Raw genomic sequence first — 25,526 nt, 5'->3', positions numbered from 1 at the left:
GGACCGATAGCCTGGCGTTCGCCAGCCATCGTATACCAATCGATCGTTGCGCTTCCGGTTCCCGGCTGCTCCCGCGCCGAGCGTCAGGAGGCGGTCCTGCGCAGCAGCTCCTCGTCGCGCTCTTGCGCCAGCAGCATGGCCGCGAGATAGTCGGGCACGGCGCGGCTGAAGTAGTAGCCCTGGCCGAGCGTGCAGCCTGCGTTGCGGACGGCGGTAACCTGCTCGATCGTCTCGAGCCCCTCGGCGACGATCTCCATGTCGAGCTGTGCGCCCATTTCGGCGACGGCGCGGATGATCGCCTCGGTCCGCCGCGACACGTCGGGGCCGGACACGAAGCTGCGGTCGACCTTGATCTTCCGGAACGGATACTTGTTGACGTAGGCGAGCGAGGAATAGCCGGTCCCGAAGTCGTCGAGCGCGAAGCGCACGCCGCGGGCGGACAGCTCCCTGATGAAGTCGTCGGTCGCCTCGCTGTCGTCGAGAAACAGGCTTTCGGTCACTTCCAGTTCGAGGCGGGCGGGATCGAGCCCCGCTTCGCGCAGCGCGTTGATCACGCCGAGCGCCGCGCCCGGGGCCTTGATCTGCAGCGGCGAGAGGTTGACCGCCAGCGTCACGTCCTGCGGCCACTGCGCCGCAGCGCGGGCCGCCTGCGCGGTGATCCAGTTGCCGAGCGTGACGATCACGCCGGTTTCTTCCGCGACCGGAATGAACTCGTCCGGCCGCATCTCTCCCTTCTGGGGGTGGAACCAGCGCACCAGCGCCTCGAACGTGCGGATGCGTCCGGTCGAAAGGTCGACGATCGGCTGGAAGAAGATCGACAGCTCGTTCTTCTGGATCGCGCTGCGCAGCTCGTCCTCGATCTCGCGGCGCCGCGCGAGATCGCGGCTCATCGAGCTGTCGAAGAAGCACGTCTGCCGGCGGCCGTTGACCTTCGCATGATAGAGCGCGAGGTCGGCGGCCTGCATCACGCTGTCGGCATCGCCGCCATCGTCGGGCAGCACCGCGACGCCGAGCGAGGCGCCGATCTCGAGCCGCTCGCCGTCGATCCGCACCGGACGCATGATCTCGGCATGGACTTCGCTCGCCAGCCGCATGCAGTCGGCGCGGTCGTCGACCTCGCAGAAGACGATGAACTCATCGCCGCCGAACCGCGCCACGGTCGCACCGTCCGGGGTGATCTCCTGCAGACGCTTGGCCACCGTCTGCAGCACGCGATCGCCGACCGGGTGGCCGAGCAGGTCGTTCACTTCCTTGAACCGGTCGAGGTCGATCCAGATCATGCCCATCATCTGGTCGTCCGTCACGTCCATCAGCTTTTCCACCATCGCGTGGTTGAGCCCCGCGCGATTGGCGAGGCCGGTCACCGCGTCGGTCCGCGCGAGCCGCTGCATCGTCTCCGCCAGCCGGGCGCTGGTTTCGGCCGCGGCGATATTGTCGCGCAGCACCTTGAACACGCTCATCGTGATCGCAGCCATCGCCGGGATCATGAGCACGATGGTGATCGCGAACACGTTGAATGCGAGCGTGTTCAGATAGAGGCACGCCGCGATCATCGGCGCGCAGACGAGGACGAGCTGGCCGATCGCGATGACCGGCCGACCCGCGTTCCGGGCGCAAATGGCGACGCCGTAGCCCACCGCGTTTACCGCGATCAGGACTTCGGCCTCGGGATGGACGCGCAGCACCAGCGCCGCCGCGGCGGCGGTGCCGAGCAGGAACGCGTAGGTGAATGCGCCGACCTCGTAGACGATCTCGAGTTCGTTCGTGCTCGTGTCGCTGTCGGGAGAATGGCTGAACGCCAGCACCACCCGCGCGATCGCGACGATGCACAGCACCAGCGTGAGCACGTACATGACCGTGGACTCGCTGATGTAGGCGACCACCAGCGAGGAGACGATGCCGCTTGCCGCCCCGGCGGCGAGGCTGCTGGGTTGCGTGTACAGCGTGCGGACCAGGGTCCGGCGCACGCGCTCCGACAACGCGTCGCCCCTCTCGAAGTAGGACAAGGCACTGAAGGCCTTCCCCTCGGGATTGCTGCTCGCCATGTGCCGGGCCATAACGGGAAGTGGTCACTGCATAGTTAACAGGCACCTTACGGCGCGCGTCACGGCAGCCGCCCGCTACCCCGAGCCATCCGACGCAGGCCGAACCGCTGGCTGCGGCCTTTCACGGGTTTCCTGCTCGAGCGACCGCGCGATCCGCGCATCGAGCGCGCGGCAGACGCCGAGCCACCAGTCGTAGCTTTCGCGGTCGCCGGCGAAGAAGGCGCGCTCCGCCTGGCGACGCGCCTCGCGCGCGGCGCCGAGACCGTGGCGCGCGAAGTGCCGCAAGGCCGCGTGCAACATGCGGTCGCCGCCGTGCGCGGCACAGTTGTCGTTCGCAGCAGAAGCCGCTCTGCGGCGCTGCAGAATCCGCGCGAGCGGTGCATTCGCGGCAGAGCGCGATGCTGCGAAATGGAATGTCATGCCGAGGGGCCTTCCATCAGGCTCCCGCCGGGGCGGGGCCGGTTGCGACTTGCGATGGATCTAGCGCGCCAGCCCCTAAGCGAGCGTTTGGCGCTAAGGTTTCCGCGGCGTTAAGGTTTGGCCTGCCGGCCTGCGAGCCGGTCAGTTCGGTTGCGCAATCCACCGCCCGCTGTTGGCGTATTCGGGCCTGACGGTGCCGCCCGAAGGCAGATTGCCCGCGGTGAACGCCGCGTCGCCGCCGCGCGCTTCGACCGGTGACGCATAATCGGGAGCCGGCGTGCGGGCAGCCGTTCCCGGGCTGGCGGCCGCCGCGCTGGCCCGCGCTTCCTCGTAAGCGCGGGCGAGGGCCACGGGATCAGCCGCCGCGGTCGGCTCCGGAGCGGCACTGCGCGGATGGGGCGCGGCCGCCGGCTCGGCACCGCGATAGCTGGCCGTGAACGCCGCAGGCCGCCCCGCCGCGCCGCGCCAGCGGTAGAAGCGGTGCGCGCCGATCGTGCCGACCGTGTCGAGGCTCGGAGCCCAGTACGGGTTGATCCAGATCGTGTGGTAATGTGTCGCGAGGCCGACCGGCTCGTAGACCTCGCCCGCCAGCGCCTGTTGCGCGACCGTCAGCGCCCGGTCCCACGCGGCCTTCATCGGCTTGCGCGCGAGCGAGCCGTCGCAGGTGAAGGTGAACTGGCAGCCGGTCTTGCGCTCCGACCCCTGGAACACCACGCCGCACACGCTGTTCGGATAGCTCGGGTGCGCGACGCGGTTGAGCACGACTTGCGCCACTGCGCGCTGCCCGCCGATGGCTTCGCTCGCCGCCTCGTAGTAAACCGCGCTTGTCAGGCAGTGCAGGGCGCGCGCCTTGTCGATGCCGGTGCCGGACAGCCGGAACGCCGCGGCGGCAGGCCCGGCGACCCGCGCGGCGGCCAGTTCGGCTGCGACGCCGTCGCCGGTGCCGGTCGGGTCGTAGAGCGTCGCGGCATTCTCGGGCAGGGCGTAGGCGAGGCGCGGCGTGTCCTCGAGGAAGTAGAAAGCGGAGCCGGGGAAGTTCTGCCCCGGGCGTTCGTAGGCGAGCGGCTGCACCGCCTCCGCCTGAGTCAGCGCGGCGGCGGGCTCGCCGAAAACGGTCCAGTCGGCCGGCGCCGCCATTGCGGGCACGCCGATCGCCGCGGCCAGCGCCAGGATCCGCCGCCCGCCAAGGCTCCGCGTCAGGCGCGCCCACAGCGTCGCCGGCTTGCGGCGCGTGCGGAACTTCGCAGCGGAGGCGGGGGCAGGGATCACGGCTGTCCTTGATTCGAGAGGCAATGCGGGCGCGCGGCCAGCGCGTATCAGCAGCGAAGGCGCGCTTCGACCGCCCCGTCGCGGGCGTCCCTTGGCGGTACAGATCGCAAGCGCCGGTTAATCGGGATGCTGAATATTTGCTTCTCGCGATGCGTCTTGCCGCTTTGGGAGAGCCCCGCTAGTGCGCGCCCACGTCATGGGTTGTCCGCCTCCCTTTCGCGAGGGAGGGCGGACCGAAGAGGGAAGGGGGTCGGATGCCCCCGCTGCCCCCGCAACTGTGACCGGGGAGCGCCCGCTCCCACGCGCCACTGGCTCGTCCGTCGGACGACCGGGAAGGCGGAGCGGGCCGCTACGATCCGGGAGCCAGGAGACCTGCCGATGACGGTCGTTCGCGCTGCCGGGCGGGGTGCACCGGAAGCAAGCGGGGAGGGCGTGCGCCCTCGCTCCGTCATGAGCGGCAGTTCGTTCGTGACAGGAGGATACATGCGTAATTACTTGATTATCGGTGCAAGTCTCGTGGCGCTCGCCGCGCCGCTTCAGGCGCAGGACAGCGACGATGCGGCGGCCGAAGCTCCCAAGATCTCGTCCGATCCCTTCGCCGACTTCCGGCCGGAGGAAACGGAGATCACCGTCACCGCCACCGGCACGCGGATCGAGATCGAGGACACCGGTCAGGCCGTCACCGTGATCGGCGAGCAGGAAATCCGCAGCATCCAGGGCGCCGACCTGACGCGGGTGCTCGAGCGCGTGCCGGGCCTTGCCGTCAGCCGCGACGGCGGCGTCGGTGCGGTCACCAACGTCGGCCTGCGCGGCGCAGAGGGCGAGCAGCTTCTTGTCCTGATCGACGGCGTGCGCGTGGCCGATCCGGCCTCGCCCGGCGGCGGGTTCGATTTCGGCAACCTGCTCACCAGCAATCTCGCCAAGATCGAGGTGCTGCGCGGCTCGAACAGCACGATCTGGGGCTCGGACGCGATCGGCGGGGTGATCGTCGCCTCGACCCGCGCGGAAAGCGGCCTCCAGGCGAGTGCCGAATACGGATCGCGCGACACCGCCACCGGCGCCGTCTCGGGCGGGATCGGCGGCGACCGCGGCTTCCTCGGCGCCTCGGCCAGCTACTACCGCACCGACGGCTTCTCGCAGGCCGCGAACGGCACCGAGGCCGACGGGTTCGAGCAGTGGACCGCCGGCGGGCAGGGCCGCCTCTACCTCTCGCCCAGCTTCGAGATCTTCGCGCGCGGCCGCTGGGCCGAAGGTGACCTCGACCTCGACGGCTATCAACCCGACTTCTCCTTCGGCGACACCGAGGATACGCAGCACACGCAGCAGTATTCGGGCTCCGCGGGCGCGATCTACGACACCGGCCCGCTGTTCGTCAGCGCGGCCTACTCCTTCGCCGACACCGAGCGGGTGAACCGCGATGCGGCCGGCGAGCCGACCTTCTCCAGCGACGGCCATTCGGACCGGGTCGAGGTGCGCGGCGAGTGGCGCCCGATCGGCCCGCTGCTGGTCAACTTCGGCGCCGAGAACGAGTGGGAGGCCTTCCGCACCCTGTTCGAGCCGGAGCGCCAGACCACGCGCATCTTCGGCGCCTATACCCAGGTCGGCATCGAGATGGGCCCGCTCGCCGCGCATGCCGGCGTGCGGCTGGACGACCACGCCCGCTTCGGCAGCGAGACGAGCTTCGGCGGCGACATCAGCTACGCGCTGACCCGCGACCTGCGCCTGCGCGCCAGCGTGGGCGAGGGCTTCAAGGCGCCGACGCTCTACCAGCTCTTCTCCGACTACGGGAACCCGGCGCTCCAGCCCGAACGCAGCACCAGCTACGACATCGGCCTGATCCACGGCGACCGCTCGCTGACCCGGTCCCGCTTCTACGGCGCGCTCACCGCGTTCCGCCGCGACGCGCGCGACCAGATCGAGTTCGTGAGCTGCTTCAGTGCCGAGCGGCCCGGGTTCTGCGACGAGCGGCCGAACGGTTTCTACGCCAACACCGACCGCGCCCGCGCGCAGGGCGTCGAAGTCGAACTCGGCGCGCGCCCGTCCGACCGGGTGACCACGCGTGCGGCCTACGCCTACGTTGATACCGAGAACCGCACGGCGGGCTCCGCCAACCAGGGCAACGTCCTCGCCCGCCGTCCGCAGCACGCGCTGACCCTGTCGGCCGACTGGCGCACCCCGCTCAACGACTTCACGATCGGCGGTGATGTGCGGATGGTCAGCGACTCGTTCGAGAACGCGGCCAACACCACCCCGCTCGAGGGCTACGCGCTCGCCTCGGTGCGCGCCTCGCTGCCCTTCGGCGAGCGGTTCGAGCTGTTCGGACGGGTCGAGAACCTGTTCGACACCGACTACCAGACCGCCGCCGGCTACGGCACGCCCGGCCGCAGCGCCTACATCGGCGCCCGCGCGCGGTTCTGACCATGAAAAAGCGCCCGGCCTCGCGGGAGGCCGGGCGCTCGATTGTTTTTCCCGGAGGAACGGCCGGTCAGTCGGCGCCGTCCTCGGTCGTCTCGGGCGGCAGCGGGCCGTCGGACGTGGCCGGCTCCGCGGTCGGATCGTTGCCGACCAGGCCGCGCGCCTCGAGCATCGGGGTCACGTCCGGCTGGCGGCCGGCGAAGTTCTCGAACATCTCGAAGTAGTTCATCGTCCCGCCGCGGCTGAGCACGGTCTTGCGGTAGTGGTCGCCGTTGGCGCGCGTCAGGCCGCCGTTCTCGAGGAACCACTTGCGGCTGTCGCGGTCGAGCATCTCGGTCCACAGGTACGAGTAGTACCCGGCGCTGTAGCCCGCCGGGCTCGAGAAGATGTGGTTGAAGTAGCTCGAGCGGTAGCGCGGCGGCACCAGGTCGACTTCCAGCCCCAGCTCCTCCAGCGACTGGCGCTCGAATGCGTCGACTTCCTCGGGTGTGTCGATCGCCGCGGCCTGCTGCGGCGTCAGCGCGTGCCACTTCATGTCGAGCAGCGCGGCTTCGACCACTTCGCCGAAGTCGTAGCCCTGGTTGAACTTCGCCGCCGCCTCGATCTTCTGGATCAGCTCGGCCGGGATCGTCGCGCCGGTCTGGTAGTGCTTGGCATAGTTGCGCAGCACTTCCGGATAAGTCGCCCACAGCTCGTTCACCTGGCTCGGGTACTCGACAAAGTCGCGCGCCGTCGCCGTGCCCGAGAGCGAGGCGTACTTCTGGTCCGCGAAGAACCCGTGCAGCGCGTGGCCGAACTCGTGGAACATCGTGTTGACGTTGTCGAAGCTCACCAGCTGCGGCTCGCCCTCGGCCGCCTTGGGGATGTTGAGCACGTTGTAGATCACCGGCTTGGTGCCGTAGAGGTGGCTCTGCTCGACGAAGTTGCTCATCCACGCCCCGCCGCGCTTGCTCGGGCGCTGGTAGGGGTCGAAGTAGAAGATGCCGAGCTCGCTGCCGTCGGCGTCATAGACGGTGTAGGTCGTGACGTCGGGGTGATAGACCGGCAGGTCGGCGCGCTTCTTGAAGCTCAGGCCGTAGAGCTTGTTGGCGGCATAGAACACGCCGTTCTCGAGCACGCTGGTGATCTCGAAATACGGCTTCACCGCATTCTCGTCGATGTCGTACTTCGCCTTGCGGACCTTTTCGGCGTAGCGGTACCAGTCCCACGGCTGAACTTCGAAGTCGCCGCCTTCGGCCCTGATCTGCTCGTTGAGCATGGCCGCCTCGCGCCGCTGCGTCGCGGCGAGAGCGGGGACCATCTGCTGCATGAAGTCGAGCGCGGTCTTCGGGTTCTCCGCCATGCGGTCGTACATGACGTAGCTCGCCCAGTCGGGCTGGCCGAACAGCGCCGCCTTCTTCGCGCGCAGCTCGGCGATCTCGGCCAGCAGCGTGCGCGTGTCGTTCTCACCGCCGCGATCGGCGCGGTGGAAGCTGTTCATGAACAGCTTCTCGCGCGTGGCGCGGTTCTCCAACTCGGGCAGGAGCGGCTGCTGCGTCGTATTCTGCAGCGCGATCACGTACTTGCCGGGCAGACCTCGCTCGACGCCGAGCTTGGCCGCGGCCTCGATCTCCGCCTCGGACAGCCCCGCAAGCTCGGCCGGATCCTCGACCACCAGCGCGCCGGCCACGGTGGCCTCGCGCACTTTTTGGGAAAACTCGGTGGTCAGCTCGGACAGGCTCGAGTTGATCGCCTTGACCTGTTCCTTCTGCGCCGGGGTCAGCAACGCGCCGGCGTGGACCATCTGCTCGTAGGTTTCCTCGAGCAGCTTGGCGTCCTCGGGCGTCATGCTCATCGCCGCGCGGTTGTCGTAAACCGCCTTGACCCGCTCGAATAACACCGGGTCGAGCGTGATCGCGTCCGAATGCTGCGACAGCTTCGGCCCCATCTCGGCCTGGACCGCGTCGAGCGTGTCGTTGGTGTTGGCCCCGGTCAGCGCGAAGAACACGGTCGCGACCCGGTTGAGCATCTGGCCCGAGGTCTCGAGCGCGACGATCGTGTTCTCGAACGTCGGCGGCTCGGGGTTGTTCTTGATCGCCTCGATCTCGGCGCTGTGGATCGCCATCGCCTGCTCGAACGCGGGCTTGAAATCGCTGTCCTGGATCTTGGTGAAGTCGGGCGCGTGGAACGGCAGCGTGCTCGGCTGCGCGAAATAGCCGGTCGCCTCGGGAATGTCGGCGGTGGCGGCGGGCGAGCTATCGCTGGCGGACTGCACGTTACCCTCCTGCATGGTCGAACAACCCGCGAGCGCGAACGCAATGGCGGTGGTGGCCAGAATGTGGGCCTTCATCGTCTCTCCAATCTCTGTTTCGGACCGCACCGGCACGGCGTGCCCGGCATGCGACGGAATCTTCCTGCGCCCGCTTGAACCGGAGATCGAGGGCGAATGCAAGGGCTTGGGCCGAGGCAGGGCTGCCCCGTCAGCCGAGCGCCCGGTCAGTCGAAAGCGAAATCCTCCAGCCGCTCGTAATCGGCGCCGTAGGGCGTCAGCCGGCTTTCGTAGAGCGCGAAGCCGTCCACCCGCCACGGCCCGGCCGTGAGCAGCGCATTGTCCGCCAGCCAGGCGCCGATCGGCCCGCTGCCGCTGTTGAGCCGGGCAAGCGTGACATGCGGCACGAACTTGCGCGTCTCGGGCCGCAGGCCTGCCGCACGGCACGCCCGCTCGACCCGCCGCTGGAGCACGGCCAGCGGCTCGCTCGGCGCGATCCCGGCCCACAGGGTATGCGGCCGTCCCTTGCGCTCGAAGTGCCCGACGCCGCGGAGCTCGAGATCGAATGCAGGGCTTTCCACCCGCGACAGCGCGGTGACCAGATCCTCCCCCTGCCGCGGATCGAGCTCGCCCGCGAACCGCAAGGTCACATGAAGCTGCTCCTCCGACTGCCACCGCGCCCCCTCGATCCCGTCCATGGTATCGAGCAGGGTATCGGTTATGTCTGGCGGCAGGGGCAGGGCGGCAAACAGTCGGTGCATGGGTTGGCCTTAGCAGGTGGCGGCTCGGGCTGCATCCGTAGTGGTTGGCTCTTTCCCGGCCAGCCCACCCCCGACCCCTCCCGCAAGCGGGAGGGGGGAGGCCAGTCGCCCCACCCCTCCCGCTTGCGGGAGGGGAGCGAGACTTGCTGAGCCGGAGGCGAAGCTAGTCGCAGCGGGGTGGGCCGGGTGCCGCAAGCGAGCCTAGTCGCAGCGGGGTGGGCCCTCGCGCAATGCCAGCCGAATGGCAGTCACAACCCCTTCGACATTGTCGCGAACATCCTCGTTCATAAAGCGCAGCACCCGATACCCCTGACCCCGCAGATATCGATCCCGCACCACATCCCGCTCCGGCGCCACATCATGCGACCACCCGTCGAGCTCCACCACCAGCTTGCGCTCGCGGCAAAGAAAATCCGCAAAATAAGGTCCGACCGGCATCTGCCTGCTGAACTTCACCCCAAGCTGCGACTTCGAAAGATGCTGCCACAGAACCCGCTCCGCCGGAGTGGCCCGGTTGCGAAGCTCCCGCGCCCGCTTCGTGTTCCGCGGCTTGAACGTCGTCACCGTAGCACTGTGCCCACCCCCGACCCCTCCCGCAAGCGGGAGGGGGAGGCCAGTCACAGCGAGGTGAGCCCACACGCCCAGCCCCTCCCGCTTGCGGGAGGGGAGCGAGACTTGGTGAGCGCAGCGAGCCTAGTCGCAGCGGGGTGGGCCCGGTGCCGGTGCCGCAGGCCAAGCCACCCTATACTCCACGGTCGCCATTCGCCGCGCCCACCACACGCTCGCCTCCATGCCGCCGCAGGCGAAACGCCAGCACCAGCAGGGCCATGCCGGCGATCAGCGCCCAGATGCCGATCATCCACGCGACCGACATCAGCGTGGGCTCCGGCGCGACCATCAGCAAGGCGATCAGCCCGATGCCGAGCAAGACCGTGAGCGCGCCCGAGGCGATCAGCAGCCATTCGCCCTCGATCGCCCGCCGCAGGCGCCAGGCGGCGGCGATCTGCAGCACCCCGGTCGCCACGGCCCAGCCTGCGATCACGGCGATGGCGGTGAGGGCGTAGGCGAGCGTGCCGAGGCCGGGGAACAGCACGAAGATCACGCCCACCGCGATCCCCAGCAGCCCGGCGAGGATCAGCGCCCACCAGCGCTCCTCCTTCCGCCGTGCCCCCCGGATACCGCTGGCGAGGGCGAATATTCCGTCGATGAAGCAGTAGACGGCAAAGACCAGTGCGAAGGTGAACAGCGCCGCAGCCGGAAAGGCGAGCGACAGCCCGCCCAGCACCAGCAGCAGCACGCCGCGCAGCGCAAACCAGCCCCAGTTGCGCGCGGGGAGATGGTCGAGCGGGTCATGCCGGGACATGGACGTGCCGGCGGGTGACGTTTCGGAGGTAACCACGAGCCCTCTCCTTGAGACAAATCGTCTGCTCTCGAGAATGTGCCGTCACCGTGCCGGTTCCGCCCCGTTGCAAATCGGCCGGCGGCGACCATATCGCACCTCCTCCGCCGCCCCTCCGCCACCTCTTGACGGCGACGAACATTTCAGGAACACGGCACTCCATGGCTCTCACGAAAATCTCCGTGCGCGGCGCGCGCGAGCATAACCTCAAGGGCATCGACATCGATCTGCCGCGCGATTCGCTGATCGTGATCACGGGGCTCTCCGGCTCGGGCAAGTCGAGCCTCGCGTTCGACACGATCTATGCCGAAGGGCAGCGGCGCTACGTCGAATCGCTCAGCGCCTACGCGCGCCAGTTCCTCGAGATGATGCAGAAGCCCGACGTCGAGCATATCGATGGCCTCAGCCCCGCGATCTCGATCGAGCAGAAGACGACCAGCCGCAACCCGCGCTCGACCGTCGCGACGGTGACCGAGATCTACGACTACATGCGCCTGCTGTGGGCGCGGGTCGGGGTGCCCTATTCGCCCGCGACCGGCCTGCCGATCGAGGCGCAGACCGTCTCCAACATGGTCGACCGCGTGATGGCCCTGCCCGAGGGGACGCGGCTCTACCTGCTCGCCCCGGTCGTGCGGGGGCGCAAGGGCGAGTACCGCAAGGAGCTCGCCGAATGGCAGAAGGCCGGCTTCACCCGCGTTCGCATCGACGGCGAGATGTACGAGATCGAGCAGGCCCCGGCGCTCGACAAGAAGTACAAGCACGACATCGAAGTGGTGGTCGACCGGCTCGCGGTGAAGCCGGGGATCGAGACGCGGCTGGCCGACAGCTTCGAGCAGGCGCTCAAGCTGGCGGACGGGCTGGCGTATGTGGATCTGGCGGACGCGACGGTGGCGGAGGTCACTTCTCCCCTCCCGCTTGCGGGAGGGGCCGGGGGTGGGCCAGCGCCGGACTCACCCACCCCCCAGCCCCCTCCCGCAAGCGGGAGGGGGAGTGATGGAGGGAAGATGAAGGGCGCCGGCCTCCCGCCCAACCGCATCGTCTTCTCCGAGCGCTTCGCCTGCCCGGTCTCGGGCTTCACGATCGAGGAAGTCGAACCGCGCCTGTTCTCGTTCAACGCCCCGCAGGGCGCCTGCGCCACCTGCGACGGGCTGGGGGAGAAGCAGCTGTTCGACCCGCAGCTCGTCGTCCCGAACGAGGCGTTGACGCTCAAGCAGGGCGCGGTGGTGCCGTGGGCCAAGTCCAATCCGCCGAGTCCCTACTACATGCAGGTCCTCGCCAGCCTCGCGGCCGAGTTCGGGTTCGACCTGACGACGCCGTGGAACGAGCTCAGCGAGGAGCACCGCGACATCATCCTCCACGGCACCCGCGGCCGCGCGGTCCCGCTCACCTTCAAGGACGGGCGCAAGCAGTACACGGTCAACAAGGCGTTCGAGGGGGTGATCGGCAACCTCAACCGCCGCATGCTCCAGACCGAGAGCGCGTGGATGCGCGAGGAGCTCAGCAAGTTCCAGGCCGCGCAGCCGTGCGAGACCTGCGGCGGCAAGCGCCTGAACGAGAAGGCACTGGCGGTGAAGGTCCCCAGCGCCGACGGCCCGACCGACATCGCCACCCCCACGCGCATGAGCGTCGCCGACGCCAAGGGCTGGTTCCTCGCGCTCGAGGGCCAGCTCAGCGAGACCCAGGCGCAGATCGCCCGCGCCATCCTCAAGGAGATCAACGAGCGGCTCGGCTTCCTCGACAACGTGGGGCTCGACTACCTCAACCTCGACCGCACCTCGGGCACCCTCTCGGGCGGGGAGAGCCAGCGCATCCGCCTCGCCAGCCAGATCGGCTCCGGCCTCTCGGGCGTGCTCTACGTGCTCGACGAGCCGAGCATCGGCCTCCACCAGCGCGACAACGACCGGCTGCTCGAAACCCTCAAGCGCCTGCGCGATCTCGGCAACACGGTGATCGTGGTCGAGCATGACGAGGACGCGATCCGCGCCGCCGATCATGTGGTCGACCTCGGCCCCGGCGCCGGCGTCCACGGGGGCGAGGTGGTCGCGCAGGGCACGCTCAAGCAGATCCTCAAGGCCAGGGGCTCGCTCACCGCGGACTATCTCACGGGCCGGCGCGAGATCGCGGTCCCGGCCAAGCGCCGCAAGGGCAACGGGCACCAGCTCACCGTCCACGGCGCCCGCGCGAACAACCTGCGCGACGTGACCGCCTCGATCCCGCTCGGCACCTTCACCTGCGTCACCGGCGTCTCCGGCTCGGGCAAGTCGAGCTTCACCATCGACACGCTCTACGCCGCCGCCGCCCGCGCATTGAACGGCGCGCGCGTGATCGCCGGCCCGCACGACAAGGTCACCGGCCTCGAATTCTGCGACAAGGTGATCGAGATCGACCAGTCGCCGATCGGCCGCACCCCGCGCTCCAACCCGGCGACCTACACCGGCGCCTTCACCCAGATCCGCGACTGGTTCGCCGGCCTGCCCGAAAGCCAGGCGCGCGGCTACAAGCCGGGCCGCTTCAGCTTCAACGTCAAGGGCGGCCGGTGCGAGGCGTGCCAGGGCGACGGGCTGATCAAGATCGAGATGCACTTCCTGCCCGACGTCTACGTCACCTGCGAGGAATGCCACGGCAAGCGCTACAACCGCGAGACGCTGGAGGTGAAGTTCAAGGGCCTCTCGATCGCCGACGTGCTCGACATGACCATCGAGGATGCGGAGGAGTTCTTCAAGGCCGTCCCCCCGATCCGCGACAAGATGCACATGCTGAACGAGGTCGGCCTCAGCTATGTCAAGGTCGGCCAGCAGGCGACCACGCTGTCGGGCGGGGAGGCGCAGCGGGTGAAGCTCGCCAAGGAACTCAGCCGCCGCAGCACCGGCCAGACCCTCTACATCCTCGACGAGCCGACCACCGGCCTCCATTTCGAGGACGTCCGCAAGCTCCTCGAAGTGCTCCACCGCCTGGTGGACCAGGGCAATTCGGTCGTCGTCATCGAGCACAACCTCGATGTCATCAAGACGGCGGACTACATCCTCGACCTCGGCCCCGGCGGCGGGGTCAGGGGCGGGGAGATCGTCGCGGAGGGGACGCCCGAACAGGTGGTCAAGGAGCCGCGCAGCTTCACCGGCCGGTACCTCGCCCCGCTACTGACACGCCGTGCGGAGGCGGTCGAATGACGATGGCGGAAGCGTGTCCTGAGCGGAGCGGAGAGCGTAGTTCGTAGCGCAGTCGGAGGACGGTGGCGATCGAACGCAACCTCGACGTCATCAAGACCGCCGACCACATCATCGACCTCGGCCCCGGCGGCGGCGTGCGGGGCGGGGAGATCGTCGCCGCGGGGACACCTGAACAGGTGGTCGAGGAGCCGCGCAGCTTCACCGGCCAATACCTCGCCCCGCTACTGACACGCCGTGCGGAGGCGGTCGAATGACGATGGCGGAAGCCTGTCCTGAGCGCAAGAGTTTACTCAGTCGCCGCTCTAGCGTCACGTCGCAGCATCTTGACCAACATGCTGGCGATCGGGTTCGGGGGACTCTCAGGCCCATCGTGCCGCTTGCCCAATTTATCAACGGGGTTGAACGCAAGCTGCTCAAAGACCAACGCGGCAATCATGTCTTGATAGTCGGGTGCTTGTTTTTTAAATCCGTCAACTGCTACGGCCATAGAGTACTTATAAGAGTAATGCTCTTTCAATTTAAATAGAGAGTTATAGCGTGCGGTACAGAACGTTACATACCATATAGCTGGAAGAAGAACAACAAATCGTGCAACAACTTGCCCGATATATTGCCAGCCTGATCGCTCTCCGGTCATTCCGGAAATAGCTGCTACAATATTGGAATTGTCAGGAAATATAGCCACCAAAAAAGGAGCGAATACGAAAAGTATTAATGGAAGAGCTGATAGAAACAAGAATATTATGGCTCGGTTGAAAGAAGTGTGCGCGTCTGTCAATTTATTGTCAAGGTCGTTTCGAATAGTACCGAATTCGGATGCTAGACCCGAGACGGTTGAGGAGCTTAGCATTTGATTTGATTTCTCAATCATCTCATCAAATGACGTTGCTTGTGTATTGAATCTTTCGATGAGTAAGGTGAGATTCTTATCGCTTGTCTCATAGTTTTGCTTCATTGCGCCAAGCTGGTCCTGAAACGCTTTGAACTCAGATTCATATGCCCCCACCCGCTCTCTAAGCGTTGCGGTGACGGCCTCCAGGCTGCTTGCTTCGTCGTTCTTGGCTGAGATACTCGCGATGGCTTCGTTTGCAGTGGCCGATTGTTCATCCAATCTGGCTTGCTTTACTCGTACATCATCTAGAATAGAGTCAAAAACTACTTGCTTCGCTGTCACCTCATCTAACTGCTTTCTTGTCGTGTTTAGGGCTGCTTGCAAGTTCTCTCGAGCCTCAGTTGCTCGAGATATTATCTTCGAGAGAGACTCAGTGGCAGATGAAAAATTAAATGACGCTCTAGAGGGATTTACTGTCTGAAAGACATCTTGGAATGATTTAATATAAGATTCTGTACTATCAAAGAGAGTTTTAAAGTTTCCTTGGAAACTTACAGTTTGGCCGTTCTCTGTCGTGAAAACAAGACTGTCATAGTCTATGGAATGGAGGCCTCCAGATGACTTTAGATGGTTTTCTATAGAATCCGTCGTCTGGGTGATGGCATTTGTAATTGCGTTTCCGGCGTTTACCATCGCCGCAAAATCCGCGAGTGGGGTTAGCGCACCGCCCTTCTCATCAAACTTCGTGACCAGCCCAGCAACAGCCGCCGCTCGGGCACGAAGATCGCTTAGCGAGCTGTCTGTCTGAGGAATAGGTCGGGATATATCAAAGGCCCTTCCGTCCTTATCCGTGGTTTCACCGAGGAACCTGAGAAAGGTGTCAAAACTCTTCTCAATTGCAGCTGAACGGCTCTTTACCCTTGAGATTTGGTCGTCGCGCATTTTCCACCCCCCCCATTAGGCAATGAACTGCATCAACTTGCTTCCAACATCAAGTTGGGCGCAGCGCACCGACGCTGGGCGAGTTGCGTCGCTCGCTTCGCGGCCGCGCCTCCCACCGCTCGCCCGAATTGATTGGCCACCAGCCCCGAACTACGCTATACCGCTCGCATCGCCGGCCATTTGCCCTGGCAGCCGGCGTCGAGAGACTTGGATGAGCTCCCGCCACGAACCGGAGCACAGCCATGTCCCCGATTTCCATTACAGCTTTTATCGCCATCGCCGCTCTCTTCCTTGCGGGCGCGCTCGTGCTTTCCGAGTGGCTTGTCCGGCGTGGCCGCGGCGGCGCGGCGCGGGACGATGATCCCGCGCCGAGCTGACCGCGCCGTCCGACCTCCGCGGGCGCGGCTGGTGCCGGCCCCGTAAAAACCATTTTCCTACATGCCCCTTTTCTGCATAAGGGCTTGGTTCTCTCTTTGTTCCATAAGGAGGAGAACCGATGTCCGAGCAGACTTTCGACCGCTTTACGCTCCCCGGCGACATTCCCGATGAGCCCGGCTCCGCCCCCTCCCGCTCGCGGGAGGGGAGCGAGACTTGCCGCGACGCAGTCGCGGTTAGTCGCAGCGGGGTGGGTTCCGAGGGGGTGCCTGAGGACAGGCCCACCCCTAACCCCTCCCGTAAACGGGAGGGGGATGACCGCGCCCCCGTGCAGGACTGGCTCGCGCGCGGGCTCAAGCATCCGGCGGGGCGGGGGTGGGAGGTGGAGCCTGCCCCCAGCGCTCCGCTCTCCGACAGCGCCCTCAACGCCCGGCTCGCCGAATACGGCGTCGCGCTGCGGCCGCCGGCGGGGGACAAGCCGTGGCCCGGCGGATGGCTGCCGGGCGATCCGCCGATCCTGATCGACACCGGCGACACGGGCGATGCGGCCGATCCCTACGCCGCCTCCCGCGTGTTCGATACCGAGCGGCGGGTGCGGTTTCTCGATGCGCTGGCGACCTGCGGCGAGGTGCGCGCGGCGGCGGCGCGGGTCGGGGTGAGCCGCGAGACGTGCTACCGCGCGCGGCGGCGCGATCCCGATTTCAAGCGGCTGTGGGATGCGGCGCTGGTCCATGCGCGTGCCCAGGCCGAGGCGGAGCTCGCCACGCGCGCGCTCCACGGCATCGAGGTGCCGGTCTTCGTGCGCGGCGAGCACGTCGCCACCTGGCGCCGGCACGACGCGCGGCTGCTCCTCGCGCACCTCGGCCGGCTCGACCGGCGGGTGGAGCAGGACCATGCCGCCACCGCGCGCGCCGAGCGGTTCGACGAGCTGCTCGCGGCGCTGGCCGGGCACGCGCCGCCCGAGGCGCTGGCGGAGGATCTGGCCGGGGCGGCCCGCGCCCGCGATCCCTACGGCCTCGCGGCGCACGCGGACCTGCCGCCGACGCGCGAGGAGTGCCTCGCCCATGTCCGCGACCGCACGCTCGATCTCTTCGCCGAGCCCGACGACCGGTGGGACGTCTGGGACGATGCCGGCGAGGGCGGGGCGGAGGAGGACCACGCCGCGGAGGACCTGCCCGATCCGGCCGCGGAGGAAGCCCTGCGCGCCGAGGAGGAACACCACGCCGCCCGCTGCGCCGCCGTCGCCAGCGCCGAAGCCGAGGTCGCCGCGCGCTACGACGCCTGGCAGGCGCAAGGCCTGGCGAAGCTCGATGCGATGCTGGGTGAAGGGACGCCCGGCGGAGAGGAGGCGAACGAGCCCGAGTCCCTGCCCTTCGACGCCGCCTGCGGCGTCGCTCAGGACAGGCTGCCGCTTCGCGGCAGGCAGGGACCTCAGGCCGCCGGCGCTCCGACCGAGGACACTCCCGCACCCGACGACCAGGTGGCGGGAGGCCCCAGCCTGCGCTGGGGCTCGGGCGAGGGGTTGGAGGAGGGGGACAAGGCCCGGACCGAGTCCCTGCCCTTCGACGCCGCCTGCGGCGTCGCTCAGGACAGGCTGCCGCTTCGCGGCAGGCAGGGACCTCAAGCCGCTGGCGCTCCGCCGGAAGCCCCTCCCACACCCGCCACCTCGCCCGACAAGACCCCCACACCTGCCGCCAAGCCCCTCCGCGCCCACCGCTGCGGCAAGCGGGCGAAGCGGCGCCAGGCGGCCAAGGCCCGCGCCACCCGCCGCGCCGCAGCCGCCGCGCCTTCGCCCGCGGCCGAGCCGCCGCTCGAGTACAAGTCGCTCGAACTCGGTCTCGCCCCGGCCTCGCGCGCCGGAGCCCTGGACCGTGTCGCAGGTGTCAACAGCATGCCGCCGGCGACGGCGGAGGCGGAGGAGGTGCGGCTCGTCCCGCGCCGGGGTGCGCCCGCCGCTGCCGTCGCAGCCCGCGCACGGCTCGCCGATTGCGGCGGGACCCGGCGGGGCGGGGCGGGATTGCTGCGGGGAGAGGCGGCGCGCGGCCTTCCCTCTCCCCCTCCCCCGGGCTCGCGCGCCGTCTCGCGTCCGCCAGGACAGCACGTCGACCGGAACGCCGGTACGTCGCGCGGCAGGGGCCTCGCACCCGACGGGGTCCCTGCTTGCGGCGGTGGTGGAGGATGTGGGGGGAGGGCGGCAGGCGCCCGGGTGATTACTCTTCGAACAGCTCGAGCTCGACCCGGCCGTGCCCCGCGCGGATCAGGCCGATTTCCTCGGCCGCGGCGCGCGAGAGGTCGATCGTGCGCTTGCCGGAGAACGGGCCGCGGTCGTTGATCCGCACCACGACCGACTTGCCGGTGCGCGGATTGGTCACGCGGACCTTGCTGCCGAAGGGCAGGGTGCGGTGCGCGGCGGTCAGGCCGTTCATGTCGAACCGCTCGCCGCTCGCCGTCGGCCGGCCGTGGAACCGGCGACCGTAGTACGATGCGATGCCGTTGCCGAGCGAGCGCATCGCTGGTTCCTCCGGCGCGGCCGGCGGGTCGAGCGCGATCGTCTCGACCGCGCTCACGGTCGGCGCGATGCGGATCATCGTCGCGGTCGGCACGGTGTACTGCGCGGCGAGGGGAGTGGTGTCCTTGCCGGTCGCTGCGCCGGTATCGGCCAGCGCCGGACCGCCGGCAGGGGCGGTCAGCATCAGCGCCGCGCCGAGCCCGGCGAGTGCGCGCATCCGCTGGCGGCGGAGGTGGGCTTTGGTCCCGTCCATAGCGGTGGGGCTATACCCGCTGCGATCCGGCCGGGGCACCACCCGGCCGGCCGCTCGCCCCGAATCTCGTTCGACTCGTCCCGCTTCGGGGAACGCCGGACGGCGTTTTCGGGCGCCGCAACCGATGCGATCGTGCCGCCGAACCTGCCTCGCCGGGCCGTTCGGACGCCGATTCGCAGGCCTGTTTTCGGGTGGCGGAGCGGAGGGAAGAGAAAGAAAGCGAGGAAAATCAGGGCCGGAAAGCAAATGGGGCCGGCATCGCTGCCGACCCCACTCTCACCGATGCGTGGTCTTCCGTCCTGGCAGAGCCATTTGCGGAAGCGCTTGGCGCCCGGTGTTTCAGCGGCTGTCCGGCGAACCGGACCTCTCGCTTCTGTCACCGGCGCTCGCACCGGCATCCGGTTCCGTCGGGCGGCGAGTGCGGGTCCGAAGACCTTTCCTCAGCCGCTCGGCAGTTCCGCGACCGGTCGAACCTGATGGCCGGCTGTCTCGAACGGTCCCGCGCAGCTCGCGCCTTGCGGTCCCTCGACCTCCGGCCGGATCGTCCGGCCTCGCGACGGCGTTGCTTTCGCGTCCTTCTCAAGCGGTGCCCTTGCATCCGGTCGAAACCTTCTGCAGGTGTCCCTCGAAGAGCGCGCGGACAGTTTCCGTCACGTCGAAATGGTCTGGAAAGTTTCAGTGTTTTCAAGTCGCTAGACTATCGAACTCGAAGCTTTCCGCGCCCTTTCGATGGTTTGAGATTGCGCCGCCGAAGCGAGTCGCGCAAGTTGGCAAGCCCCTGGTTATCCACTTTCCGCAGAATTCGCTGTGGACAGGGGTGGATAAGTCAACCGCTCGTCGCAAAGCGCGCCGATACGCGTCACCGATGCGCGGCTCGCGCGGGATTGGGTGGCATGGCGCCGCACGATCACCGATGGTTTCGGTCTGCGGGAAGTCCTCCCGACACCCCGGGCAGGCCATATGTGCGCAGCGCCAGCTCGGCCCGCATCGGAGCCGGCGCGATCCGCGGATCGAACCGGAGCGAGGGGATCGGAACGCCGGCGATCATGGCGCGGGCGGCGGCTTCGACGAAGCGCGGGGCGTCGGGATCGAGCACGAGCCTCAGGGCCACGGGCGCCTCGGTGGTCGGAAAGGTCAGCAGGCCGAGGTTGCGCGCCTCCAGCATTCCCCGGATATTGGCGGGCGGGCGCGACCAAAGCGCATCTCCGCGCCGCTCCAGGGCGACGCCGTCGTCGCCGACGAGCACCGCTCCGCGGTCGATCAGCGCGAGCGCCAGTCCGCTCTTCCCGGCGCCGGGCGGCCCCTCGATCAGCACCGCGCGGCCGCCGATCGCGACGCAGGTCGCCTGGTGGAGCAGTCGCTCGCTCAATGACGCGACCGTATCGCTGCCGGCAGGCTGAGGACGAGGCATGCGCCCGTCGTCCCGTCGGGCCGGCCGCGCGCTTCCAGCGTGCCGTCGTGCGCTTCGACGATCGTGCGCGCTATGGCCAGCCCGAGCCCGCTATGATTGCCGAACGCTTCCGCGTCCGGGCGCACGGAATGGAACCGTTGGAAGACCTTCTCGCGCGAGTCCTCGGGAATGCCGGGCCCTTGGTCGCAGACGGACAGCACCACGCGCTCGTGGTCGTCGTGAGACACCGTGACCTCGATCACGCCGCCGGGGGGCGAGAACGACACCGCGTTGTCGAGCAGGTTCTCGATCACGCGTTCCAGCCGCAGCGGGACACCCATCACCTGCGCGCCGCCCATCGGCCGGCTCAGCTCGACCCGCCGCTGGTCGTTCTCCGCCCGGTCCTCCCGCGCGGCAATGATCGCCGCCGCGAGGTCACCGAGATCGAAGCGTTCGAACGTCGTGCGCGAAATCTCCGCGTCGACGCGGCTCGCATCGGAAATCTCGGTGACTAGCCGGTCGATCCTGCGGATGTCGTGCGCCGCTATCCCGGTCAGCTGCTGGCGCAGATCGGGATCGTCGACCTTGCCGAGCGATTCGATCGCGCTGCGCAGGCTGGCGAGCGGGTTCTTGATCTCGTGCGCGACGTCGGCTGCGAAGTGCTCGACCGCATCGATACGCTGGCGCAGGGCGTTGGTCATGTCGGACACGGCACGGGCAAGGGCGCCGATCTCGTCGCGGCGATCGGGGAGGCGCGGCACCTCGACCTCGCGCTCGCGCCCGAGCCGCACGCGCACCGCCGCCCGCGCGAGCGACTGCAGCGGGCGAACGATCGTGCGCGCGAGATAAAGCGAGAGGAAGATCGAGCCGAGCAGGGCGACGAACACCGCGATGCCCAGCGTCGAGCGTGCCTGGCGCACCTTCTCGGTGATGTCGATGGCATTGCGCGTGGTCAGCAGGGTCGCACCGTTGAGGCCTACCGGCACCGCGGCGTTGATGACCGGAGTTCCGTCGGGCGCATCGCGGAGCTGGATCTGCGACAAGCCTTCCTCGCGGGCACGTGCAAGCTCGGGCCAGGCGTCGGCCACAGGCTGTTCCGGCTCGATATAATCGGGAATGGGGTCGGCCCCGACAATCGTGTCCACCCATCGGTCGAGCATTCGGGCAAATTCGATCGAGAAGGGATCGTCGCCCACGTCGTCGAACTCGAATGCGGGCTCGTCGAGTTCGAAGCTGTCCGCCCACAGGCGGCCTTCGGCATCGAACATGCGCAGCCGCATCTTCTGTTCCTTGCCGATCTGGATCAGCAGCGCCTCCTGCCGCTGGCGGGAGGCTCCCGCGAGCGCCTCGGCGGTGATCTGCGCCTCGATCCGCGCGAGCTTGTAGCGCTCGGAGAGGAGCTGCTTGCGGTACGTATCCAGATAGAAGATGCCCCCGCCGAGCAGGGCGAGCGGCAGCAGGTTGACTGCAAGAATGCGCGTGGTGAGCGAAAGGCGTCGCGACCAGCTCAGCCGGTCGAGTCGCGCATCGATCCGGTCGCGGAATCCGGTGTCAGCCATCGTTGAAGCTGTAGCCGGCCCCGTAGAGCGTCTCGATCGCCGTGAACTCCGGATCGGCCGCGCGGAACTTGCGGCGCATGCGCTTGATATGGCTGTCGACGGTCCGGTCGTCGACGAACACGTCATCCGGGTAAGCCGCATCCATCAGCGAATTGCGCGACTTGATCACGCCCGGCCGCACGGCGAGTGCCTCGAGCAGGAGGAATTCGGTAACCGTCAACGAAACCAGCTTGCCATCCCAGGTCACGTGATGCCGGGCCGGATCCATCGTCAGCCGGCCGCGGACGAGCGGTTCCCCGGGCTCCTCGCCTCCGTCCGCCGTCCGCTCGGCGCCTTCGCCGAGCAGCTCGGTTCGGCGCAGGATCGCGCGGATCCGCGCGAGCAGCAGGCGCAGGCTGAACGGCTTGGCGATATAGTCGTCCGCGCCGAGTTCGAGCCCCGCCTCCTCGTCCTGCTCGTCATCCTTGCTGGTCAGGAAGATCACCGGCAGCTTCGAATGGCGCCGCAACCGGTTGAGCAGTTCCATGCCGTCCATGCGCGGCATCTTGATATCGAACACCGCCAGATCGGGCGGATCTTCGAGCAGCGCCTTGAGCGCGGTCTCGCCGTCGGAATAAAGGCGTGTGGCGTAGCCTTCGGCCTGCAGCGCGATAGAAACCGTGGTCAGGATATTGCGGTCGTCATCGACCAGTGCGATGACCTTTTCTCCACCCGATCGAGACCGCTCTGCCTCAGCCATTTCGCCTCCATCGTCTGGTCGTGATGAACGATCCGACGGTTAGACGCTTCGGCGCGGCGAGACAACGCGCACGGGCCGGTCGGCGTTTGACGCAGCGGCACCGCACGATTATGCGCGCAGGACATTCCGTGCATTCGTATGCGAACGAATCACCGGCGGCGCCCTGGGCGGGCGCTTCCGGTGCGATCAGGAGATTAGAGTGAGCATCCCGCTGTCCCACCCGCTTTCCAGCCAGGGTATCGAGACCCGTGCCACCATCCACGCGAATCTGTCCTCCGAAGAGCTGACCCGCCACGCGCTCGCGAACGGGGAGGGGCGGCGCGCCAGGCACGGCCCGCTGGTTGTCGAGACCGGCAAGCACACCGGGCGCAGCGCGAAGGACAAGTTCATCGTTCGCGATGCCGAGACCGAGAACACCGTGTGGTGGGACAACAACGCTTCGATGACGCCCGAGCACTTCGCGGCCCTGAAGGCGGATTTCCTCGCCGCGGTGGCAGAGAAGGGTACGCTCTACGTCGCGGATCTGTTCGGCGGCTCGCAGCCCGAACACCGCGTCAACGTGCGTGTCGTGAACGAACTCGCCTGGCACAACCAGTTCATCCGTACGCTGCTGGTTCGCCCGACCGCTGCCGAGCTCGAGGGCTTCGTGCCGGAATACACGATCATCGACCTGCCGAGCTTCCGGGCGGACCCGGCGCGGCACGGAACACGCAGCGAGACGGTGATAGCGGTCAGCCTGTCCGAAAAGCTCGTGCTGATCGGCGGCACCAAATACGCCGGCGAGATGAAGAAGAGCGTCTTCGGCATCCTGAACTACCTGCTGCCGCCCGAGGGCGTGATGCCGATGCACTGCAGTGCCAACATCGGCCCCGACGGCAAGAGCGCGGTATTCTTCGGCCTCTCGGGCACCGGAAAGACGACCCTTTCGGCCGACGCGAGTCGCACGTTGATCGGCGACGACGAGCACGGCTGGTCGGACACGGCGGTCTTCAACTTCGAAGGCGGCTGCTACGCCAAGATGATCCGCCTCAACCCCGAGGCCGAGCCCGAGATCTACGCCACCACGCGCATGGAGGGCACGGTGCTCGAGAACGTGGTGATGGACGAGAACGGCGAGATCGATCTCGACGACAACAGCCTCGCGGAGAACACCCGCGGCGCCTACCCGCTAAGCTCGATCCCCAACACCAGCGAAGAGAACATGGGGCCGCCGCCGAGCAACGTGATCATGCTCACCGCGGATGCCTTCGGCGTGCTGCCGCCGATCGCGCGGCTGACACCCGATCAGGCGATGTATCACTTCCTGTCCGGCTACACCGCCAAGGTTGCCGGGACCGAGATCGGCGTGACCGAGCCCGAGGCGACTTTCAGCACCTGCTTCGGCGCGCCTTTCATGCCGCGACATCCCAGCGTCTACGGGAACCTGCTCAAGAAGCGCATTGCCGAGGGCGGGGTGCAGTGCTGGCTGGTCAACACCGGCTGGACCGGCGGCAAGTACGGAACCGGGCATCGTATGCCGATCAAGGCGACGCGCGCGCTGCTCAACGCCGCGCTCGACGGGAGCCTCAACGACGCGGAGTTTCGCAAGGATCCCAACTTCGGATTCGAAGTGCCGGTGAGCGTCCCCGGGGTCGACGATGCGATTCTCGACCCGCGTTCCACCTGGGCGGACCAGGAGGAATACGATCGTACAGCGCGGAAGCTCGTCCAGCTTTTCATCGACAATTTCGCGCCCTTCGCCGATCATGTCGATCAGGGCGTCCGCGACGCTGCGCCGAACGCACCGATCGCCGCCTGAGGCAGCGCTTCGGTTACCACCAGTTGGAGAGGAGAGCCCCCGCCCGGGAAACCGGAGCGGGGGCCTTTCGTTTCGGGCACGCGCGCGTACAATCGAGCGCGGGCGCATCATTCAGCAGGAGGACGACAATGGCCCTTTTCGATCAGCTGCTCGGCGCGGCGCACGACCATCCCACGGTGAAGAACATGGCCGACAAACTCGGCATCGACCCGGCAGACGCGGAGAAAGCGATCGCCGCGCTTGGCGCTGCGCACCACGAGGATGGCGACACCGTCGGTCTTGCCGCGCAGCAGACGGGTCTGAATGCAGGTGTGCTCCAGCAGATCGTCGAGCAGATCGGCGGTGAGGGTTCGCTCGCGCGCTTCACCCAGATTCTCGACCAGGATCACGACGGCAATCCCTTCGACGACATCGCCGGTTTCGCCAGCAACCTGTTCGGAAAACGCTGAACGCGCGTCTCGCGGGATCGGGGCGGACATCGCCTCGATCCCGCGATCGGTGCGAGTGCTGGTTCATTCGGTCAGCTTGATCAGCGCCGTCGGGGCGGCCGTGGACCGCTCGTTTACGTTCCACTCGAGCGCGAGGCCGGCGGGCGTGTCGGCGGGTCCTTCGTCGGTGTTGTTCGCGAGGATCTCTCCGTCGGTTACAATGCGGAAGGTGCCCTCGAGCTTGGGCACCGAGGGCATGTCCTCCGCCCCCGATCCCTCGCCGGGGAGGGCGCCGGCCATTCCCGCCATCATGCCCCGGAACGGATTACCGGTGCTCTGCGGGGCGAACCCCGGCGCATCCACCCGAACCGTTCCCCCATCGCGTTTCGCAACGAGCACGAAGAAGTTCATCATCGGAAGACGTTCGATAGTGGGGAACAGGAAGTCGTGGTCGAGGGAGCCCGCGATGCGGAAGTTCACCTCGAACAGTCCGTCGCCCTTGTATTCGACGCTTTCCCAGCCGGCCTGCCGCTCCAGCCGTTCGGCAAATTCCCGGGCTGCCTCGGGATCGGCGGGGTCGATGCCGCCGAGCATCGCCCGCGTCATCTCGGCTTCTCTCTCCCGCTCGCGCTTGCGCTCCTCGGCTTGCTCTTCCCAGTCGCTCTTCTGCTGGGCGAGTTCCTCTTCCGTGCACTCCCGTTCCTCGAACGAGTCGTCGTAGCAGGGCTGTTCGACGAAACCGTCGGCAGCGTTCTCGGCCGCGTCATCGAGTTCGGCAAGCTCGCTCAGCGCGAGAAGGTGGATCTCGCCCTGATAGCTGTAGGCGAAGGCGCCGTTCTTCCGCAGATCGAGCTGCGAGGTGAACGTCCCCGGTGACAGCAGGCAACCGGTCAGCAACAAGGCCATGGCGCCGGTCACGCTCGCCGCAGCAACGCGGCGGATCTTGGTCGGAATGTTCATCGTGTCGCCCCCTCCAT

18 protein-coding genes and 1 riboswitch are annotated in these 25,526 nt (G+C 67.5%); of the genes, 5 read left to right on the top strand and 13 right to left on the bottom strand.

What is annotated here, in order from left to right; genetic code table 11:
- Positions 1 to 83: 83 nt before the first annotated feature.
- The 3 genes from ETX26_RS07270 to ETX26_RS07260 all read right to left on the bottom strand — a co-directional run bounded on the left by ETX26_RS07270 (position 84) and on the right by ETX26_RS07260 (position 3,734).
- Entirely contained in the window at positions 84 to 2,045 is a 1,962-nt protein-coding gene (locus ETX26_RS07270) for a putative bifunctional diguanylate cyclase/phosphodiesterase (RefSeq protein ID WP_129523939.1), read from the bottom strand.
- A 75-nt stretch (positions 2,046 to 2,120) separates the two neighbouring features.
- Positions 2,121 to 2,465 (bottom strand): heme oxygenase-like domain-containing protein, encoded by a 345-nt coding sequence (locus tag ETX26_RS07265; RefSeq protein ID WP_191984690.1) that lies wholly within the window; start codon positions 2,463 to 2,465, stop codon positions 2,121 to 2,123.
- A gap of 141 nt (positions 2,466 to 2,606) precedes the next feature.
- Positions 2,607 to 3,734 (bottom strand): cell wall hydrolase, encoded by a 1,128-nt coding sequence (locus ETX26_RS07260; protein ID WP_225425535.1) that lies wholly within the window; start codon positions 3,732 to 3,734, stop codon positions 2,607 to 2,609.
- A gap of 181 nt (positions 3,735 to 3,915) precedes the next feature.
- Positions 3,916 to 4,128: riboswitch (cobalamin riboswitch) on the top strand.
- Positions 4,129 to 4,217: 89 nt separating this feature from the next.
- Between ETX26_RS07260 and ETX26_RS07255 the strand changes: the two genes are divergently transcribed.
- Positions 4,218 to 6,152: a TonB-dependent receptor plug domain-containing protein gene (locus ETX26_RS07255; RefSeq protein WP_129523938.1), complete on the top strand. Its 1,935-nt coding sequence runs from the start codon at positions 4,218 to 4,220 to the stop codon at positions 6,150 to 6,152.
- 67 nt (positions 6,153 to 6,219) lie between these two features.
- On the opposite strand, the gene ETX26_RS07250 is transcribed toward ETX26_RS07255, so the two are convergent.
- The 4 genes from ETX26_RS07250 to ETX26_RS07235 form a co-directional block, all read right to left on the bottom strand.
- The gene (locus tag ETX26_RS07250) at positions 6,220 to 8,478 is read right to left on the bottom strand and encodes a M3 family metallopeptidase (protein WP_129523937.1); all 2,259 of its coding nucleotides are present in this window, start codon (positions 8,476 to 8,478) and stop codon (positions 6,220 to 6,222) included.
- A 146-nt stretch (positions 8,479 to 8,624) separates the two neighbouring features.
- The gene (gene thpR / locus ETX26_RS07245; RefSeq protein WP_129523936.1) at positions 8,625 to 9,158 is read right to left on the bottom strand and encodes an RNA 2',3'-cyclic phosphodiesterase; all 534 of its coding nucleotides are present in this window, start codon (positions 9,156 to 9,158) and stop codon (positions 8,625 to 8,627) included.
- 201 nt (positions 9,159 to 9,359) lie between these two features.
- A complete protein-coding gene (locus ETX26_RS07240; RefSeq protein ID WP_129523935.1) occupies positions 9,360 to 9,722 on the bottom strand; it encodes an endonuclease domain-containing protein in 363 nt (120 codons plus the stop codon).
- Between the two features lie 178 nt (positions 9,723 to 9,900).
- On the bottom strand, positions 9,901 to 10,521 hold the full coding sequence (locus ETX26_RS07235) for an HdeD family acid-resistance protein (protein WP_129523934.1): 621 nt from the start codon (positions 10,519 to 10,521) through the stop codon (positions 9,901 to 9,903).
- A gap of 197 nt (positions 10,522 to 10,718) precedes the next feature.
- On the opposite strand from ETX26_RS07235, the gene uvrA reads away from it, so the two are divergent.
- Both uvrA and ETX26_RS07225 read left to right on the top strand, forming a co-directional pair.
- Positions 10,719 to 13,724 carry an excinuclease ABC subunit UvrA gene (gene uvrA, locus ETX26_RS07230; RefSeq protein ID WP_129523933.1) on the top strand — a complete coding sequence of 1,002 codons (3,006 nt, stop codon included), beginning with the start codon at positions 10,719 to 10,721 and terminating at the stop codon, positions 13,722 to 13,724.
- Positions 13,725 to 13,786: 62 nt separating this feature from the next.
- Complete coding sequence (locus ETX26_RS07225) at positions 13,787 to 13,978, top strand: hypothetical protein (protein ID WP_191984689.1); 192 nt, start codon at positions 13,787 to 13,789, stop codon at positions 13,976 to 13,978.
- A 32-nt stretch (positions 13,979 to 14,010) separates the two neighbouring features.
- On the opposite strand, the gene ETX26_RS07220 is transcribed toward ETX26_RS07225, so the two are convergent.
- The 5 genes from ETX26_RS07220 to ETX26_RS07200 all read right to left on the bottom strand — a co-directional run bounded on the left by ETX26_RS07220 (position 14,011) and on the right by ETX26_RS07200 (position 22,323).
- On the bottom strand, positions 14,011 to 15,498 hold the full coding sequence (locus tag ETX26_RS07220; RefSeq protein ID WP_129523932.1) for a coiled-coil domain-containing protein: 1,488 nt from the start codon (positions 15,496 to 15,498) through the stop codon (positions 14,011 to 14,013).
- A 2,585-nt stretch (positions 15,499 to 18,083) separates the two neighbouring features.
- Positions 18,084 to 18,635, bottom strand: coding sequence for a septal ring lytic transglycosylase RlpA family protein (locus tag ETX26_RS07215; protein ID WP_225425534.1), 552 nt, complete (start codon positions 18,633 to 18,635; stop codon positions 18,084 to 18,086).
- Positions 18,636 to 19,542: 907 nt separating this feature from the next.
- Positions 19,543 to 20,004, bottom strand: a complete 462-nt coding sequence (locus ETX26_RS07210; protein WP_225425533.1) for an HPr kinase/phosphorylase — start codon at positions 20,002 to 20,004, stop codon at positions 19,543 to 19,545.
- A complete protein-coding gene (locus ETX26_RS07205) occupies positions 20,001 to 21,584 on the bottom strand; it encodes a sensor histidine kinase (protein WP_129523929.1) in 1,584 nt (527 codons plus the stop codon). The genes ETX26_RS07210 and ETX26_RS07205 overlap by 4 nt, the downstream gene beginning before the upstream one ends.
- Positions 21,577 to 22,323, bottom strand: coding sequence for a response regulator transcription factor (locus ETX26_RS07200; protein WP_129523928.1), 747 nt, complete (start codon positions 22,321 to 22,323; stop codon positions 21,577 to 21,579). The genes ETX26_RS07205 and ETX26_RS07200 overlap by 8 nt, the downstream gene beginning before the upstream one ends.
- A 199-nt stretch (positions 22,324 to 22,522) precedes the next feature.
- Here ETX26_RS07200 and ETX26_RS07195 point away from each other — a divergent pair, with 199 nt between their 5' ends.
- The gene (locus ETX26_RS07195; RefSeq protein WP_129523927.1) at positions 22,523 to 24,121 is read left to right on the top strand and encodes a phosphoenolpyruvate carboxykinase; all 1,599 of its coding nucleotides are present in this window, start codon (positions 22,523 to 22,525) and stop codon (positions 24,119 to 24,121) included.
- Between the two features lie 128 nt (positions 24,122 to 24,249).
- Positions 24,250 to 24,570, top strand: a complete 321-nt coding sequence (locus tag ETX26_RS07190; protein WP_129523926.1) for a hypothetical protein — start codon at positions 24,250 to 24,252, stop codon at positions 24,568 to 24,570.
- Between the two features lie 63 nt (positions 24,571 to 24,633).
- Here the strand turns inward: ETX26_RS07190 and ETX26_RS07185 are convergent, their stop codons facing one another.
- The gene (locus ETX26_RS07185) at positions 24,634 to 25,509 is read right to left on the bottom strand and encodes a hypothetical protein (protein ID WP_129523925.1); all 876 of its coding nucleotides are present in this window, start codon (positions 25,507 to 25,509) and stop codon (positions 24,634 to 24,636) included.
- Between the last annotated feature and the right edge of the window lie 17 nt (positions 25,510 to 25,526).

Source organism: Pelagerythrobacter rhizovicinus (assembly GCF_004135625.1).
Classification (GTDB): domain Bacteria; phylum Pseudomonadota; class Alphaproteobacteria; order Sphingomonadales; family Sphingomonadaceae; genus Pelagerythrobacter; species Pelagerythrobacter rhizovicinus.
This window is presented reverse-complemented; position numbering and strand designations above follow the sequence as displayed.